We start from the raw sequence: 16,339 nt of genomic DNA, 5'->3' as shown, positions 1-16,339 counted from the left end.
GGAGAGGCGAGGGAGAAGTGCCCGCCCGGCCCCGGGCGGACTGCGCGCGCTGCTGACCGGACTCGTGCCGGATCGGGCCGTCGCCCAGGCCCTGGCCGTCGAGTCGATGCTGACCTTCGCCGTGTGGGCGGTCGCTCCCGCGGCCGTGACGGGGCTCGCGCTGGGGGTGTCCGCCGCCCTGCCGCTGCTCCTCGCGGGCGCGCTCATGGCGTCCTCCGCGGCCGGGCTCTGGCTGCTGCCCGCGGGGTGGGACTCGGACGCGGGCGGCCGGGGCGGCGAGTCGATGGCGCGGATCCTCGTACGGGCCTGGCCGGTCTTCGTGACGGGCGCGGCCAGCCTGTCGATGCTCGCCCTCGCCGAACTGGTGCTGCCCGCGCTCCTCGAGCAGCGGGGCATCGAGGTGGGCTGGGCAGGCCCCTTGCTGGCGGGGCTCGCGGTGGGCTCGGCCGTGGGCTCGTTCGTCTACGGGCTGCGGCGCTGGCCCGGCCGACTGCGGACGCAGAGCATGGTCCTGATGTTCTCGGTCTCCGGGTGCCTGGCGCTGGTGGCCGTGCTGCCCGGCGTCTGGTGGCTCCTCGCGGTCCTGGTCGTCGCCGGGGTGCTGCAGGCGGGGGCCATGCTCACGCGCAACCTCTCGCTGCGCGAGGTGCTGCCGCCCAGCGCCCTCGCGGCGGGCTATTCGGTGATGTACGCCTCCGTGGGCGCCGGATACGCGGCGAGCGGCTCGCTGGCGGGCGGGCTGCTGAGCGTGGTCCCGCCGTCCACCGCGATTCTGGCGGGGGTGGGGCTCGGGGTGGTGCTGACCGTGATCGGGGTGCTGGGGGAGGCGAAGCCCGTGGGTGCGGAGGCCGGGGGCGCGGAGGCTGGGGGCGCGGAGGCTGTGCGGGGGGAGGGCGTGGTCGTCGAGGCCGGGGAGTCGGCCGGGGAGTCAGCCCGTGGTGACGTCGCGGAAGGTTCGGCGGTACGTGGTGGGGGTGACCCCGACCACCGCCTGTAGGTGCTGCCGCATCGACTGGGCCGTCCCGAAGCCCGCGTCCCGCGCCACCTGGTCGACGGAGAGCTCGGTCGACTCCAGGAGGTGGCGGGCCCGCTCCACCCGCTGCTGCGTCAGCCACTGGCCGGGGCTCACGCCCACCTCCTCGCGGAACCGCCGGGTGAACGTGCGGACCGACATCGCCTCCTGCTCCGCCATGTCGCGCAGTTGCAGCGGCTGGTCGAGGCGGCCCAGCGCCCAGGCCCGCGCGGTTCGCGTGGTCGCCAACCGCGGTTCGGGCAGCGGGCGGTGGATGTACTGGGCCTGGCCACCGTCGCGGTGGGGCGGTACGACGGTGCGGCGGGCCACCTCGTTGGCGACCGCGGTGCCGTGGTCGCGGCGTACGACGTGGAGGCAGAGGTCGATGCCCGCGGCCACGCCCGCCGACGTCAGCACGTCGCCGTCGTCGATGAACAGCACGTCCGGGTCCACCTCGACCCGCGGGAAGAGCTGCTGGAAGTGGTCGGCCGAGGACCAGTGCGTGGTCGCCGGGCGGCCGTCGAGGAGGCCCGCGGCGGCCAGGACGTACCCGCCCGTGCAGATGGAGACCAGCCGCGTGCCGGGCCTGATGTGGGCGAGGGCGGTGGCCAGTTCGGGCGTGAGGCGGCCCTCCTCGTAGACCGGGCCGAGCTCGTACGACGCCGGGATCACGACCGTGTCCGCGCCGGCCAGCGCCTCGGGGCCGTGCTCGACGAGGATCGCGAAGTCGGCGTCCGTGCGGACGGGGCCCGGCGGGCGGATCGAGCAGGTCACCACGGAGTAGAGGTGGCGCTGTTCGGGGGTGCGCGCTCCCGTGAAGATGCGCTGGGGGATGCCCAGTTCGAAGGGGATCACGCCGTCCAGGGCGAGGACCACGACGTGGTGCGTGGCCGGTGCGGCCGAGTCGGCCGTTCCGGTGGGCTCTTCGGTCGGGGCCGGGAGGGTCATGGCCCGATCCTAGCGAAGGCTGGCCCCCGGGCCACTCGTTCGGGACGGACCGTCTCCCGATGCTGTATGACGTGACCCAGACAACCGAGACGCCCGCGCGGAGCTCCTCCCCGCCCGGCGCGCCCCAGCGCCGTACTCCCCGTATCCACCGCGCGTGGTTCGTCGCTGCCGTCACCTTCGTGACGATCATCGGCGCCGCGGCGTTCCGCTCGCTGCCCGGTCTGCTCTTCGACCCGCTGAAGGAGGACTTCGGCTGGTCGCGCGGCACCGTCGGCCTCGCCGTCTCCGTCAATCTCACGCTGTACGGGCTGACCGCGCCGTTCGCCGCCGCGCTCATGGACCGCTTCGGCATCCGCAGGGTCGTCGCGGTCGCGCTGGTCGTGATCGCGTGCGGGTCCGGGCTGACCGTGTGGATGGACTCCGCGTGGCAGCTGCTGCTGTGCTGGGGTCTGCTCGTCGGGCTCGGCTCGGGGTCGATGGCGCTCGCCTTCGCGGCCACCGTCACCAACCGGTGGTTCACCGAGCGGCGCGGTCTGGTCAGCGGAATCCTCACCGCGGCGTCCGCGTCGGGGCAGTTGATCTTCCTGCCGCTGCTCTCCTGGATCGTCGAGACGTACGAGTGGCGGCCCGCCGCCGTCACCGTCGCGCTCACCGCCCTGACGGTCGTCCCCTTCGTCTGGCTGCTGCTGCGGGACCACCCGGCCGACGTGGGCCTGAAGCCCTACGGGGCGACGGAGTACGTCGAGAAGCCCGCGCCCGTCCCCGGCGCCGCCCGGCGCGCGGTCACGGCGCTCGTCAAGGCCGCCCGCACCGGTCCCTTCTGGCTGCTCGCCGGCAGCTTCGCGATCTGCGGCGCCTCGACGAACGGGCTCATCCAGACCCACTTCGTGCCCGCCGCCCACGACCACGGCATGGGTGTCAGGGCCGCCGCCTCCCTGCTGGCCGTCATCGGGATCTTCGACATCATCGGGACCGTCGCGTCGGGCTGGTTCACCGACCGCTTCGACTCCCGGCGCCTGCTCGCCGTGTACTACGCGCTGCGCGGCGTCTCGCTGCTCTTCCTGCCGGTCCTGCTCGCCCCGAACGTCCATCCGCCGATGATCTTCTTCATCGTCTTCTACGGCCTTGACTGGGTCGCCACCGTCCCGCCGACCCTGGCCCTGTGCCGCGAGCAGTACGGCGACGACAGCGCGATCGTCTTCGGCTGGGTGCTGGCCTCGCACCAGGTGGGCGCCGCCCTGGTCGCGTTCCTCGGCGGTGTGGCGCGGGACGCCTTCGGCTCGTACAACGTGGTCTGGTACGCCTCCGGGGCGCTGTGCGCGGCGGCGGCGCTGATGGTGCTCGTGATCCGGCGGCGGGTGCCGGGGGAGAGGGAGGGGGAGGGGGAGGGTGTGGCGGTCGCGGTGTGAGGCGCCCCCCCGGACACGCGGTGACGGCTGTACGTGTGCGCGCGGTGTCGGCCGTACGCGCGGTGTCGGCTGTGCGCGCGGTGTCAGCGGGTGAAGCGGCCGAATCGTCCGCGGTGGAAGAGCAGCGGGTCCCCCGCGTCCCCCGCCTCGCCCTCGGCCGTCCCGAGGGCGTCCACCCGGCCCACCACGATGAGGTGGTCGCCGCCGGTGTGCACGGCCTGGATCGTGCAGTCGATCCAGGCGGGCGCGCCGGCGAGCCGCGGCGAGCCGGACACCGGCGCCGCGTCGTAGACCACCCCGGCGAACTTGTCGGCGCCGCTCACCGCGAAGCCGCGGCACAGCTCGCCCTGGTCGGCGCCGAGGACGTTCACGCAGAAGACGCCCGCGCGCGCGATGCGCGGCCACGTCGTCGACGTACGCGCCACCATGAAGGAGACCAGGGGCGGGTCCAGGGAGAGCGAGGCGAAGGACTGGCAGGCGAAGCCGGCGGGGCCTGTTTCGGGGCCTGTTTCGGGGGCTGCGTCTGCTGTTGGCGGCTTCGCCGTCTCTGTCTCTGTCTCTGCTCTTGTCCCTGTCTCGGTCGGCGGTGCCGTGATCACGGTGACGCCCGTCGCGAAGTTGCCGAGCACCCGCCGGAACTCGTTCCGGTCGAGCGGCGCCCGCTCGTCGTCGGCGACCGCGCGCAGTTGAGGGCGCGGTAGAACCTCGACGGGGGCCGTTGTGGTGCGGGCCCCGACCGACCTGAGGTATCGAACGGCGGTGGCCGCCATCCCTGCGTGTCCCATCACACCGTCCATTGAAGCTGACGGGGTGTCAGATGTGAAGGGCGTGGCCGGATCGCTGCTGTCCCACGCGTATCTTCACTCCCATGAAGTGGGGGAAAACGCGTCGGACCTGGGGCGACGCGGATATGCGGGCCGCCGGGGCGACATGTGCGGCGCAGCTGCCGGTGGCCGGGCTGATGGTGTTCGTGCTGTCGCTCGACGATGACGACCACGGCCTCGGGGGCGGTCCGTACTTCGGCCTCTTCTGCGCCGTCCTCTTCGCGCCGCTGCTGCTGCCGGTCCTCGGCCTGCTGCACTCGGCGGTACTCACGCTCCCGGCCGTCTGGCTCGGGCGCCGGGGCGCCGCGTGGAGCGGTCGCGGTACGGAATGGGCCTGGTCGGTGGGGTGCCTGCCGGTCGTCGGCGCGACGTGGGCCGGGTTCTTCGCCCTGCTGGGCGGGCCCTTCCTCCTGCTCGCGTCGTGCTTCACGGCGAGCGGCCTCGTCCCCGCGCTGAACGTCGCGTACTGCCGTCGGCGCGAGGCGCGTCTCGGCAGGCCCCTGCGCAAGGTCTGGATCCTGTCCGGACTCATCTCGGTCGGCCTGTCCACGGCCCTCCTCGGCGGGGCCGTCCTCGCCACGGTGACCGGGCTCATCGAGGAGTACGAGCCTCCGCGGCTCTCCCCGGCGCAGGTGGCCGGTGCGTGGCGGAATGAGGACGGGGGGAAGGTTCTCTTCCGGCTGTACGCGGACCATCGCGCCGAGCTGGCGACCTGCGGTGGGGCCGGTGGGATGTGGAGCATGGGCGTCGAGGAGTTCTCGGAGCGGCCGACCGTTGAGGTGGGTCCCGGGCCCGGCGGGTGCGGAGAGCGGCAGACCTGGCTCGTCGGTGGCACGGAGGGCGAGCCCGAACTCTTCGTGAACTCCGGGGCCATGGACTCGCCCGAGCTCGAAATACTGCATCGGGAGCGATGAGGTTCGGTCTGGGCCTTTTGGGGGCGGGCGTGCGGCCTTCTGCGGTTGCTCTTGGGGTGGTGGCTCGTGGTGGCGGGTCAGCCGTTGGTCTGTCAGCGTCCTCGGTACGAGGGCGCGCGGCGCTCCACGAAGCTCGCCACCCCCTCGTTCGCGTCCGCCGTCGTCATGTTGATCTCCTGGGCCGCCGCCTCGGCGGCGAAGGCGGTCGCCCGGTCCGACTCCAGTGACGCGTTCACCAGTTGCTTGGTCAGGGCGAGCGCACGGGTCGGGCCCGCCGCCAGCCGCTCGGCCCAGGCCCGCGCCGTCTTCTCCAGCTCGTCGGCCGGTACGACGCGGTTGACCAGGCCCATCCGTTCGGCCTCGGCGGCGGACACGGCATCCCCGAAGAACATCAGCTCCTTGGCCCGCTGCGGGCCGATCAGCCGCGGCAGCAGATAGGCCCCACCGCCATCCGGTACGAGTCCTCGGCGCACGAACACCTCGATGAACCGCGCCTGTTCGGCCGCCACGACCAGATCGCAGGCGAACGCCAGGTGCGCGCCGATACCCGCCGCGGTGCCGTTCACCGCGGCGATCACCGGCTTCTCGCAGTCGAGGACCGCGGAGACGAGCCGCTGTGCGCCACGCTTGATGGTGCGGGCCACGTCCCCCGGCACGCGCTCGCCCGTGGACGGCGCTCCGCGCAGATCGGCGCCCGCGCAGAAACCCCTGCCGGTCGCGGTGATCACCACCGCCCGCACCGCCGGGTCGCCGGATGCCTCATCGAGGAGCGCGATGACACGTTCCCGCTGGTCCCAGGTGACGGCGTTCATGGCCTCGGGGCGGTTGAGCGTGATCCACGAGACCGCGTTGTCAGTGGTGTGGAGTATCAATGAAGCCAGGGGGGACGGGGGTTGGTGTGTGTGTTGGTGGTGGGGGTTCGGGGGGGTTGAGGGGTTTGAGGGGTTCGGGATGGCGTTGGGGTCGGGGGAGGCTGAGGCCGGCATGAGGTGGCTCCGTTTCGTGTGGGTGCGCCTAGCGGCACACTGCGAACGCGTCCAGGGCCACCGCTCCCTGGCCCCGGGGCAGCACCATCAAGGGGTTGATGTCCAGCTCCGCGATGTCGTCGCCCAGTTCGAGCGCCATGCGCTGCACCCGCAGCACCACCTCGACCAGCGCGTCGATGTCCGCGGGCGCCGCGCCCCTGACCCCGTCGAGCAGCGCACGGCCCCGCAGCTCGGACAGCATCGCCTTCGCCTGGTCCTCGCCGAAGGGCGGCACCCGTACGGCCGCGTCCCGCAGGACCTCGACGAGTACGCCGCCGAGCCCGACCGTCACCGTCGGCCCGAACAGCGCGTCGTGTGTCACGCCGACCACCATCTCCACCCCCCGCTCCACCATCTGGCAGACGAGGATGCCGTCCAGCGCCGCACCCTCGTAGCGGGCCGTGTCTGTGAGCTCCCGGTAGGCGTCGCGCACCTGGCTCGCGGACGTCAGGCCGATCTTCACCAGGCCCAGTTCGGTCTTGTGCGCGAGCTGTGGCCCCGACGCCTTCATGACGACCGGATAGCCGACGAGCCCCGCCGCCCGTACGGCCGCCGCCGCGCTGGTCACCAACTGCTCCCTCGGCACGCGAATCCCGTACGCGCGCAGCAGCTGTTTCGCCGCGTGCTCGCTGAGCTGCTGGCCGGGTCGCATCAGGGCCTGTGCCTTGCGGAAGGAAGGGGACGGGGTGCGCGGCGCCTCGTCGAACGGGGAGCGGTAGCCGGACGTGAAGCGGTGGTGGTCCAGATGGGCGCGCACCGCTGTGATGCAGTTGGCGAAGGTGCGGAACGTCGCGACGCGCGAGGAGCCCAGGAGGGTCGTGCGGTAGGCCTCCTCCGTGCCCACCGGCGAGCCCCACACCACGCACACCAGCTTGTCCGTCTGCTCCGCCGCGTCCACCAGGTCCTGCGCGAGCTTGTCGCTCATCGGCGGGAACGGGCCCGTGATCGGGCAGATCAGCACCCCCACCTCGGGGTCGTCCAGGATCGCGTCGATGATCTTCCGGCCGCGCCAGTCGCCGACGGGGTGCCCGCCGTTGTCGATGGGGTTGGCGACGTTCAGGTACTCCGGTATCCACTGGTGCAGCTCCGCCTGCTTGGCGTCGGAGAGCGTGGGCAGCGTGAGTCCCGCCTCGGTCGCCAGGTCCGAGAAGTGCGCGCCCGTGCCGCCCGAGATCGAATAGACGGCGACGCCGGGCGCCTGCGGCGGGCGGGCGCGGGCCAGCAGCGCGGCCGTGTCCTGCAGCTCGTCGAGTCCGTCGACCCGGATCACGCCGAACTGCCGCATCGCCGCGTCCACCACGGTGTCGGCGCCGGTCAGTTTGCCGGTGTGTGAGGCGGCCGTGCGGGCGCCGGTCTCGGTGCGGCCGACCTTCACGGCGACCACCGGTACGCCACGGCGGGCCGCCCGGTCGGCGGCGAGCAGGAAGGCGCGGCCGTCCTTGAGGCCCTCTACGTAGCAGGCGATGGCGCCGACCTCGGGGCGCTCGGCAAAATAGGAGATGAAGTCGGAGGTCTCCAGGTCGGCCTCGTTGCCGGTGGGCGCCCAGTGGGAGAGGCGTATGCCGAGCTCTTGGAGGGCGAAGACGGGGCGGCCCTGGTGGCCCGACTGGGTGATCAGTGCGATGGCCGGGCCTTCCAGGTCCTCGCGGAACTTCTCGAAGGCGTTGAGGTTCGTGTTCGGGCCGAGCAGTCTGAGGCCGGAGCGCTGGACGGCTGCCGCCAGGCGGGTCTGGGCGGCCGCGCCCTCCTCGCCGGTCTCCGCGTAGCCGGAGGCGAAGGCGACGGCGAACTTGATCTTTTCCTCCGCCAGTTGCTCGATCACGGGGAGGGGGTCGCCGACCAGGAGGACGGCCAGGTCGGCCTGTTCCGGCAGGTCCGCCACGGAGGGGACGCAGGGGATGCCGAAGACGGTGCTGCGGGTGGGGTGTACGGGGTGCAGACGTGCGCCCACACGTTCGGCCCAGGCGATGAGCTGGCGCGTGATCCCGGTGTTGGGGCGGCCGTCGGCGTCCGATGCGCCGACGACGGCGACGGATGCCGGGCGGAAGAAGCGGTCGAGGTCGGGTACGCCGGCGTAGAGGGGCCGGCCGCTGACGTCCAGGTCGTCCGCCGTGACGGCCCTGCCGTGGACGGCGCCGGTGGGGAGTTCGCCGCAGGCCACAACATGCGCGCGGCGGGGGTCGGTGGTGAAGGTGCCGTGTGTCGATCCAAGCATCGGTCCGCCCGCTCCTGTGTGACAGCACTTAACTGACGCATAGTCAGATTACTGAACTGACGCTGTGTCAGGAATGGGGCTGCAGGCAAAGCCTGGCGCGGGGGGCGGGGCCGGGGTGCGTGTGCGTGGCCCGTGATGTCTACGGAACCGTAGCGTCCGGGGGTTGCCAAGGTCGCGAATCAGCCGTCGGGGTGGGGGTGGGGCGCGTGAAGGGAGGGTGGGGGGCTGGGGTGGGGTTCAGCGGGTGCGGCTTTCCCTGGGCCGGGGTGTGGTGGGGGCGGGGCCGCGGTGGGTATGTGCGTACTCGCTATCCCTGCGTCACGTCGTGCGGACAACGGCGGCACAGTGTGCTCGGTGCTCCGTTCGCACATACCCCCCACGGCCCCTCGCGCGCGCTTCCCTGTGCGGGCGGGTGGGGGCGCCTCTCTTTGTCTCCCCGGGGGGTGCTCGGTGCCGCGAGCGCACCCTCCGTCGGGGCGTTCCGTGTCGGGCTAGCGGGCTATCGCCTTCGCTATCTTCCGGGCGTCCAGGGACAGTTCGCGGAGCATGCCGCTGATCGGGTTCGTGAAACCCGTGAAGTACAGGCCCGGGGCCTGTTGTGCGGTGCGGCGGCCGTGGGGGGTCGGGCGGCCGCGTGCGTCGAGGAGGTCGAAGTCGCCGACCAGGCCTTCGAGGGCGCGTCGGTAACCCGTGGCCGCGATGACGACGTCCGGGGCGATCCTGCTGCCGTCGGCGAGGACGACCTTGCCGTCCTCGAAGGACTCCACGGCGGCGACCGGTTCGACCCTGCCCTTGCGGACGGCGTCGATCAGGCCGACGTCCTGTACCGGGATCGCGCCCTGCCTGGCCCGTGCGTACAGGCCGGTGTCCGGGCGCGGCAGGCCCTGCGCCGACAGGTCGGGGACGCCGAGCCTGGTGATCGGCTTCGCGAGCCGGTCGACGAGTGCGACCGGGAGCCTGCGGCACAGGATGCCGGAGAGCTGCGCGGGCCAGCCCGCTGTGGAGCGGCGCACGATGTGCGGCGCGGTGCGTACCGCGAGGCGGACCCGGGCCGCGCCCCCGTCGATGAGGTCGACCGCGATCTCGGCGCCCGTGTTGCCGACGCCGACGACGAGGACGTCCTTGCCGGTGTACGGGGTCGGGTTGCGGTAGTCGGCCGCGTGCAGGAAGTCGCCGGTGTAGGTGTCGAGGCCGGGCCAGTCCGGCAGGTGGGGGGTGTGGTTGTGGCCGGTGGCGACCACCACGGCGCTGCCGGTCAGCTCGCGGCCGCCGGTGGCGCGCAGGAGCCAGCCGGTGCCGTCGGCGGTGCGTTCGAGGCCGGTCACCTCGACGCCGGTGACGACGTCGAGCTGGTGGTACTCGGCGTACTTCTCCAGGTAGCGGACGACGTTCTCGCGTGACACCCAGCGGCCGAACGAACGGGGGATCGGGAGCCCCGGCAGGGCGGAGAGGCGGCGCGTGGTGTGCAGGTGGAGGCGGTCGTAGTGGCCGCGCCAGGAGGCGCCGACGCGTTCGGACTTCTCCAGGACGACCGCGCGGACGCCGCGTGCGCGCAGGGCCGCCGCGACGGCGAGGCCGCCGGGGCCGCCGCCGATGACGTACACGGGGCGGTCCTGGCGGGGCGTAAGCGGAGGGGTCGAGTCGGCCATGACTGGAGAGTAACCGCGTGATTACTTGATGGGTGACGGTCAAGTCCGAAACCGATTGCGAATTGATCACGGGGGTGGGGAGGGGTGGGGGTTCCGCTCTTGTGTGTTGGGTGCGGGTGCGGTGAACTGACACTCCGTCAGGTGGTGGGGTGGGGGCGGGGCTTGGTGGTGGTGCGTGGATTGGCCGGATTGTGGGTGTGGGCTCTTCGGTTCGTGCCTCCCCGGCCCTCGGGGAGCGGGCGGGTGCGGGAACGGCATCGTTACGACGTGATCGGAGATGTGTGATGGGTACGGACCAGCGCGACACGGCGCGCTTCGATCTTCCCGACGTTGATGCCTTCACCCGCGTCTATTGGGACGCCGCCGCCGAGGGGCGACTGCTCGTCCGGCGGTGTGCGGCGTGTGGCGTGGCCCATCACTATCCCCGCGAGTTCTGCCCGCACTGCTGGAGCGAGGACGTCACCTGGGAGCGGGCGACCGGGCGGGCCACGCTCTACACCTGGTCGGTCGTGCACCGGAACGACCTCCCGCCGTTCGGCAGCCGCGTCCCCTACGTCGCCGCCGTCGTCGACCTCGCCGAGGGCCCGCGCATGATGACGGCGATCGTCGACTGCGAGGAGAGCGCGCTGCGGGTCGGGATGGCGGTGGAGGTGACCTTTCGGGAGGAGGGTGGAGTGGCCGTTGCCGTCTTTCGGCCGCCTTGCTCCGGGGCGGATACGGGGGCGGAGGCTGGGAGAAATTGAGAGGCCGAGGCGGGGGGATTCGGGCGACCATGACTCATGCCCTTCGATGACGTCGTGCCCTCCGTGTCCTCACGTCCCCGGTCGTCCTGGTGGTTGAGCGACGACCTCGAAGCGTTCATGGGGCGCGCGGGGCAGCTGTTGCGCTCCGAGCCCGCCCTGCACACCGTCCTGCTCAGCGTCACCGAGATGCTGCGTCTCCGTGGGCTCCAGGCGTACGGGCAAGGGGCGCCCCTCTTCGGCGTCTGCGCCGACGCCGACGGCGCCGTCCAGGGCGCCTTCGTACGGACCCCGCCGCACCACCTCTCGCTCAGCCCCGTCACCCCCGAGGCCGCCGACGCCCTCGCCCGGCGGCTCGCCGACGCCGACCCCGACCTGCCGGGAGTCACCGCCGAGCAGGCCACCGCCGAGCACTTCGCCCGGGCCTGGGAGCGGCACACCGGCGCCATCGGCACGCTCGACACCCGGCAGCGCCTGTACCGGCTCGGCACCCTCACCCCGCCCGAGCCCGCGCCCGCCGGGCGGGCCCGTCTCGCCACCGAGGCGGACCGGGACCTGCTGGTCCGCTGGCACCAGGAGTTCGCCGAAGCCGTCGGAGAGCCGCCCGCGATGAATTCCGGCGACTGGGTGGACACCCGTCTCTCCTACGGAGGCGTCACCCTCTGGGGGACCCCCGACGGCCGTCCCGTTGCCATGGCCGGTGCCACGCTGCGGATCGCGGGCCAGGTCCGGGTGGCTCCCGTCTACACCCCCGCCGAGCTCCGCGGCCGCGGCTACGGCGGCGCCGCCACCGTCGCCGTCACCCGCGCCGCCCTCGACGCGGGCGCGGCCGAGGTCCTGCTCTTCACGGATCTGGCCAACCCCGTCAGTAACGGTCTCTACCAGCGCATCGGATACCGGCCCGTGCGCGACTTCGCGCAGCACGGCTTCCGGGGGCGCGGCGGGCTGTGACGGTCCGGGGCGGTCCTGTCAGGGCCAGAGGAGTTCCCTGGTCCAGTCGGAGGTCGGCTCCGTCCGCCTGTAGCGCAGCCGTACGTGACGGCGCCGGGCGTCCCCCTGGAAGAACTCCGCCTCCAGCGGGTCCAGCACGTACAGGGTCCAGGTGGGGGCGTCCGCGTCCGGCTCCGCCTGCGCGCGCTCCCAGGCGGTGGCGGATGAGGCCTCCAACTCCTCGTAGGATTCCAGTACTTCGCTCTGGTGGCCGACCAGTGCCGCGGCCAGTGCGCCGGTCGATCTCTTGTGCAGGTCGGCGAGGCTCTCGGCGTGCGGTGCCGTGGTGATCCGGCCCTTGATCCGGATCTGCCGTCCCTGCGCCGGCCAGTAGAAGTGCAGGGCCGCCTCCGGCCGGGCCGCGAGCTGGCGGCCCTTCCTGCTGGTCGCGTGCGAGGCGAAGTGCCAGCCGTGGGCGTCGGCACCGTGCAGCATCACGGTCCGTACATCGGGGCCGCCGTCCTCCGCCACCGTCGCCAGATTCATGGTGTGCGGCTCGGCCTGTCCGGCCTCCACCGCCTCCGCGAACCACGCGTGGAAGAGGGGGAGGGGTGCGGCGGGCGCGTTGGCGGCGTCGAAGCCGGGCAGTTCGACGTCCCAGACCCGCTGGGCCCGCAACAGCTTCTGGAACTCGGACGCGGGGCGGTCTCCGGGAGCCGGGCCCGCGGGCGGTGTCGTCGTCATACGGCGATTGTCCTCTTTCGGGGCTTCGAATCGGCACGTCAGCCCCGTCCCAGCACCACCGTCCCCGACGAGCAGAACCAGCCGCCCGTCCCCGACGCCACCGCCAGTTCGGGCAGGGTGCCATCGGGGCGTCTCACCTGGCCGGCGCCTGCCTGACCGCGGAGTTGGCGGGCCGCCTCCACCAGGAGGAAGAGGCCGCGCATGCCGGGGTGTTGGGCGGAGAGGCCGCCGCCGTCGGTGTTGGTGGGGAGTGCGCCGTCGCGGAGCAGGCGGCCCTTTTCCACGAAGGGGCCGCCTTCGCCCTTCGCGCAGAAGCCGAGGTCCTCCAGGGTTATCAGTGTCATGTAGGTGAACGCGTCGTAGATCTCCGCGATGTCGATGTCCGCGGGCCGCACCCCGGCCCGCTCGAAGGCGAGGCGGCCGCTGACCGCCGCCGGGGAGACCGTGAAGTCGGGCCACTGGGACATCGTCGTGTGCGAGACGTGTTCGCCCGTCCCGAGCACCCACACCGGTTCGGACGCGCAGTCCCGCACGTACTCCTCCGCGGCGAGCAGGACCGCGCAGCCGCCGTCGGAACGGATGCAGCAGTGCAGCTTGGTGAAGGGGTCCGCGATCATCGGGCCGTCGAGGACCTCGTCGACGGTGATGGGGGTGCGGAACATCGCGTCGGGGTTGGTCGCCGCGTTCGCCCGCGCCTGCACGGCCACCGACGCGAGCTGCTCCAGCGTCGTGCCGTACTCGTGCATGTGGCGGCGGGCGGCCATCGCGTACTTGGCGATCAGGGAATGGCCGTACGGGACCTCGAACTGGAGGGGGCCGCGCGCGCCGAAGGAGAGGTTCGACGTGCGGCGCCTCGCCCTGATGTCCGCGCGGGCCGTCGATCCGTACACGAGGAGGACGGCGTTGGCGTGGCCCGCGGCGATCGCGTCGGCCGCGTGCGCCGCCATGACCTCCCAGGTGGCCCCGCCCACCGACGTCGAGTCCACCCAGCGGGGGGCGAGCCCGAGGTACTCGGCCACCTCGACCGGCGCCAGCGTGCCGAGGCCCGCCGAGCCGATGCCGTCGATCACCTCGCGGCCGAGCCCCGAGTCGGCGAGCGCGCGCCGGGCCGCCTGGGCGTGCAGGGCGTAGGGCGTGGCCTCGTCGACCCGGCCGCAGTCCGAGAGCGCGACACCGACCACGGCGACCTTGCGGGGTGGGGTGCGGGGTGGGGCAACCATGAATCTGACGGTACATCAGGTCGCGGGTTGTGGGTTAGGGGGTCGATTCTTGGGGGGGCGGGTGTCCGTCCGTCCGTGTGTCGTCGCGCTCCCGCTCTGTGCATATCCGTGTCCTCGGCCTAACATGACGGCCCGTCAGATTCGGGTCCGGGTCCCGTGCCCGGGGGAGGAGCCTGCCGATGGACGCCGCCTTCAGTGCGGAGCAGGGCGAGATCCGCCGCACCCTTCGCGAAATGCTCACCAAGCGGTGCGGGCCCGACGAGGTCAGGGCGGCCGTGCGCACCCCGGCCGGTCACGATCCCGCCCTGTGGACCGCCCTCGCCGAGCAGCTCGGGCTGCCCGGGCTCGCGATCCCCGAGGCGTACGGAGGGGTTGGCTGTACTGCCGCTGAACTCGCCCTTGGGTCAGAGGAGTTGGGGCTCGCTCTGGCGCCCACGCCGCTCTTCGGCACCGCCGTCCTCGCCGCCCCGCTCGTCCTCACCCTCGGCACCGACGAGCAGCGCGCCGCACTCCTGCCCCGCATCGCCGCGGGCGGGCTGACCGCCGCCCTCGCCGTCCCGGGCGCCGGGCTCGCCACGGCGCTCGGCCTCGTGGGGGACAACCGCGGCGACTGGGCGGGCGGGGGGCGCGCGGGCGGCGTGCAGGCGCGTCTCGCCGGTGGGGTCTGGCGGCTCTACGGGCAGGCCGAGCAGGTCGTCGACGGGCACAGCGCGGGGCTTCTCGTGGTCGCCGCGCACGCGGGCGGCTTCGCCCGGTCCCGCACGCTTCTCTTCCTCGTGCGCGAGGACGCGACCGGCATGGTGCGGACGCGGCAGACCGCGCTGGACGAGACCCGCACGCAGGCGCGGGTCGAAATGCGCGATGTCGAGGCGGAGTTGCTGGGTGAGGAGGAAGCCGATGTGCCCGGCGCGCTCGCCGCCGTCGGGGATGTCGCGGCCACGGTCGTCGCCGCCGAGGCCGTCGGCGCCGCGGACCGGGCCCTTGAACGTACCGTCGAATACGTCCGGGAGCGCGAGCAGTTCGGGCGCGCGATCGGCTCCTTCCAGGCGGTCAAGCACCGCCTCGCCGACGTGTACGTACAGGTGCAGGCGGCCCGGTCGGCCGCCTACTACGCGGCGTGGGCCGCGGGCGCGGAGGCCGCCGGGTTCGGCGGGCAGGGCGCCGAACGGGCCGGTGGGCTCGCGCTCGCCCAGGCGCTCGACGCGCTGCGGACCGCCGCGTCGGAAGCGGTGCAGCTGCACGGCGGGATCGGCTTCACCTGGGAGCACGAGGCGCACCTGTACTTCAAGCGGGCGTCCGGCGACGAGCTGCTCTTCGGGCCCGTTCACCGGCTGCGGGCGCGGGCGGCGGAGCGGGCCGGTCTGTTCGTGGCGCGGTGGGAGAGCGGGGGACCGGAGCGGGTGGCGCGTGAGGGGCGTGACGGCGGGAGTCGCGTTCGGCTCGGGGGAGTCGTCTGATGGCGCCCGGGCTGCGGCTGGTGCAGAAGATGTCGTCCACCCGGACCTTCGCGAAGCTCGCCCCGCACTTCATCCCCGCGCTGGACCGCGCCGTGCACCGGCTGACCCGCGGCAAGGTGCTGCTGAGCGCGCGGATGCTGCCCGGCGTCATCCTGACGGCGCGCGGGGCGAGGAGCGGGCTGGCGAGGCGTACGCCGTTGGCGTGCATGCCCGGGGACGACGGCGGTACGTGGGTGCTGATCGGGTCCAACTTCGGGCGGCCCGGTCATCCGGCGTGGACCGCCAACCTGCTGGCCGAACCCGACGCCGAGATCAGCTGGCGGGGCGCCGACATACCCGTACGGGCGCGGCTGCTCGGTGGTGCCGAGCGGGCGGAGGTCTGGGCCGCGGCGCTGGAGTTCTGGCCGCCGTACGCCACGTACCAGGCCCGCGTGGACCGGGAGATCCGGCTGTTCCGGCTGGAGCGCCGCTGAAGGGTGTACAGACCACAGCGGCGGATCACCGGGGTGATCCGCCGTCGGGCTGACAGGACGCGGGAGGGTGGGAGAGGGGTGCCCGCCAGGGCTATTTCGTCGGCTTCTTGCCGGTTACGCCCAGATGTACCAGCAGGGCGAGGTTCGGCTTCAGTTCGGTCTGCTTCACGCCCCACGTCTGGAATCCGCGCTGGTGCGAGGCGACGGCGGCGAGCATCGCGACCAGGGAGCCCGCCATGGCCGCGGGGCTGACGTCCTTGTCGACCTTGCCCTTGGCCTGCAGCTCCTTGACGGTGTCCGTAAGGGAGTTGTTGACCGAGTTGAGGATCTTCATCCTGATTTTGTAGAAGCGCTTGTCGCCTTCCGCGGCGCCGAGGTCGACGACCCGGAGGATCGCGTCGTTCTTGCGCCAGAAGTCGAGGAAGCCGTCGACAAGGTCCTGGGAGGTCTGCCAGCCGGCCTTGCCGACCCAGGAGCGCCCGTCGAGCAGCTGGGTCAACTCGGCGCCTGCCGCGGCCATTTGCTCGGCGATCTCCAGGACGGCGCCTTCGACGTCCGGAAAGTACTGGTAGAAGGTCGCGGGTGAAGTCCCGGCCTTCCGGGCGACGTCGATGACTTTGACGTCCCGGTAGGGCGAGGAGCTGAGCATCTCGCTGAGGCAGTCGAGCAGCTTCTGTCGCGTTGCCTGACCGCGCCGACCGGCCACGCGGCCGTCGACGGTACGTACCTGTCCTGTCATGCCGTCAGCTTACCGAGGGGTGATCGGAGCGCGATTCGGC

At 72.6% G+C, this 16,339-nt stretch carries 15 protein-coding genes; 7 read left to right on the top strand and 8 right to left on the bottom strand.

All coding sequences use genetic code 11. The features are described 5' to 3' along the window. The first annotated feature begins 64 nt into the window (after nucleotides 1-64). Nucleotides 65-997 carry an MFS transporter gene (locus ACZ69I_RS07410; RefSeq protein ID WP_470830889.1) on the top strand — a complete coding sequence of 311 codons (933 nt, stop codon included), beginning with the start codon at nucleotides 65-67 and terminating at the stop codon, nucleotides 995-997. Here the strand turns inward: ACZ69I_RS07410 and ACZ69I_RS07405 are convergent. Then, nucleotides 929-1,960: a GlxA family transcriptional regulator gene (locus tag ACZ69I_RS07405; RefSeq protein WP_467672577.1), complete on the bottom strand. Its 1,032-nt coding sequence runs from the start codon at nucleotides 1,958-1,960 to the stop codon at nucleotides 929-931. The genes ACZ69I_RS07410 and ACZ69I_RS07405 overlap by 69 nt on opposite strands. Before the next feature lie 71 nt (nucleotides 1,961-2,031). Here ACZ69I_RS07405 and ACZ69I_RS07400 point away from each other — a divergent pair, with 71 nt between their 5' ends. Beyond that, a complete protein-coding gene (locus ACZ69I_RS07400; RefSeq protein WP_467672575.1) occupies nucleotides 2,032-3,369 on the top strand; it encodes an MFS transporter in 1,338 nt (445 codons plus the stop codon). An 83-nt stretch (nucleotides 3,370-3,452) separates the two neighbouring features. Here the strand turns inward: ACZ69I_RS07400 and ACZ69I_RS07395 are convergent, their stop codons facing one another. Beyond that, the gene (locus ACZ69I_RS07395; protein WP_470830888.1) at nucleotides 3,453-4,154 is read right to left on the bottom strand and encodes a flavin reductase family protein; all 702 of its coding nucleotides are present in this window, start codon (nucleotides 4,152-4,154) and stop codon (nucleotides 3,453-3,455) included. Nucleotides 4,155-4,237: 83 nt separating this feature from the next. On the opposite strand from ACZ69I_RS07395, the gene ACZ69I_RS07390 reads away from it, so the two are divergent. Next, nucleotides 4,238-5,107: a hypothetical protein gene (locus ACZ69I_RS07390; protein ID WP_470830887.1), complete on the top strand. Its 870-nt coding sequence runs from the start codon at nucleotides 4,238-4,240 to the stop codon at nucleotides 5,105-5,107. Nucleotides 5,108-5,199: 92 nt separating this feature from the next. On the opposite strand, the gene ACZ69I_RS07385 is transcribed toward ACZ69I_RS07390, so the two are convergent. The 3 genes from ACZ69I_RS07385 to ACZ69I_RS07375 all read right to left on the bottom strand — a co-directional run bounded on the left by ACZ69I_RS07385 (nucleotide 5,200) and on the right by ACZ69I_RS07375 (nucleotide 9,996). Beyond that, nucleotides 5,200-6,093 carry an enoyl-CoA hydratase/isomerase family protein gene (locus ACZ69I_RS07385; protein WP_470830886.1) on the bottom strand — a complete coding sequence of 298 codons (894 nt, stop codon included), beginning with the start codon at nucleotides 6,091-6,093 and terminating at the stop codon, nucleotides 5,200-5,202. 28 nt (nucleotides 6,094-6,121) lie between these two features. After that, the gene (locus tag ACZ69I_RS07380) at nucleotides 6,122-8,347 is read right to left on the bottom strand and encodes an acetate--CoA ligase family protein (protein ID WP_470830885.1); all 2,226 of its coding nucleotides are present in this window, start codon (nucleotides 8,345-8,347) and stop codon (nucleotides 6,122-6,124) included. 491 nt (nucleotides 8,348-8,838) lie between these two features. After that, nucleotides 8,839-9,996: a flavin-containing monooxygenase gene (locus ACZ69I_RS07375; protein WP_470830884.1), complete on the bottom strand. Its 1,158-nt coding sequence runs from the start codon at nucleotides 9,994-9,996 to the stop codon at nucleotides 8,839-8,841. A 284-nt stretch (nucleotides 9,997-10,280) separates the two neighbouring features. On the opposite strand from ACZ69I_RS07375, the gene ACZ69I_RS07370 reads away from it, so the two are divergent. Together ACZ69I_RS07370 and ACZ69I_RS07365 are read left to right on the top strand one after the other, a co-directional pair. Then, nucleotides 10,281-10,739 (top strand): Zn-ribbon domain-containing OB-fold protein, encoded by a 459-nt coding sequence (locus tag ACZ69I_RS07370; protein ID WP_470830883.1) that lies wholly within the window; start codon nucleotides 10,281-10,283, stop codon nucleotides 10,737-10,739. Nucleotides 10,740-10,775: 36 nt separating this feature from the next. Next, nucleotides 10,776-11,687, top strand: coding sequence for a GNAT family N-acetyltransferase (locus ACZ69I_RS07365; protein ID WP_470830882.1), 912 nt, complete (start codon nucleotides 10,776-10,778; stop codon nucleotides 11,685-11,687). Between the two features lie 18 nt (nucleotides 11,688-11,705). Here the strand turns inward: ACZ69I_RS07365 and ACZ69I_RS07360 are convergent, their stop codons facing one another. Together ACZ69I_RS07360 and ACZ69I_RS07355 are read right to left on the bottom strand one after the other, a co-directional pair. Further along, nucleotides 11,706-12,410 carry a pyridoxine/pyridoxamine 5'-phosphate oxidase gene (locus ACZ69I_RS07360; protein ID WP_470830881.1) on the bottom strand — a complete coding sequence of 235 codons (705 nt, stop codon included), beginning with the start codon at nucleotides 12,408-12,410 and terminating at the stop codon, nucleotides 11,706-11,708. Between the two features lie 38 nt (nucleotides 12,411-12,448). Next, nucleotides 12,449-13,630 carry a thiolase C-terminal domain-containing protein gene (locus ACZ69I_RS07355; RefSeq protein ID WP_470830880.1) on the bottom strand — a complete coding sequence of 394 codons (1,182 nt, stop codon included), beginning with the start codon at nucleotides 13,628-13,630 and terminating at the stop codon, nucleotides 12,449-12,451. A 179-nt stretch (nucleotides 13,631-13,809) separates the two neighbouring features. Between ACZ69I_RS07355 and ACZ69I_RS07350 the strand changes: the two genes are divergently transcribed. Next, on the top strand, nucleotides 13,810-15,087 hold the full coding sequence (locus ACZ69I_RS07350; protein WP_470830879.1) for an acyl-CoA dehydrogenase family protein: 1,278 nt from the start codon (nucleotides 13,810-13,812) through the stop codon (nucleotides 15,085-15,087). Beyond that, the gene (locus ACZ69I_RS07345) at nucleotides 15,087-15,560 is read left to right on the top strand and encodes a nitroreductase/quinone reductase family protein (protein ID WP_470830878.1); all 474 of its coding nucleotides are present in this window, start codon (nucleotides 15,087-15,089) and stop codon (nucleotides 15,558-15,560) included. Before ACZ69I_RS07350 ends, ACZ69I_RS07345 begins: the two co-directional genes overlap by 1 nt. 91 nt (nucleotides 15,561-15,651) lie before the next feature. Here ACZ69I_RS07345 and ACZ69I_RS07340 read toward each other — a convergent pair whose 3' ends face one another. After that, a complete protein-coding gene (locus ACZ69I_RS07340) occupies nucleotides 15,652-16,299 on the bottom strand; it encodes a TetR family transcriptional regulator (RefSeq protein WP_389714348.1) in 648 nt (215 codons plus the stop codon). Between the last annotated feature and the right edge of the window lie 40 nt (nucleotides 16,300-16,339).

The sequence above is a fragment of the Streptomyces sp. NPDC036815 genome, from assembly GCF_055609205.1.
This window is presented reverse-complemented; position numbering and strand designations above follow the sequence as displayed.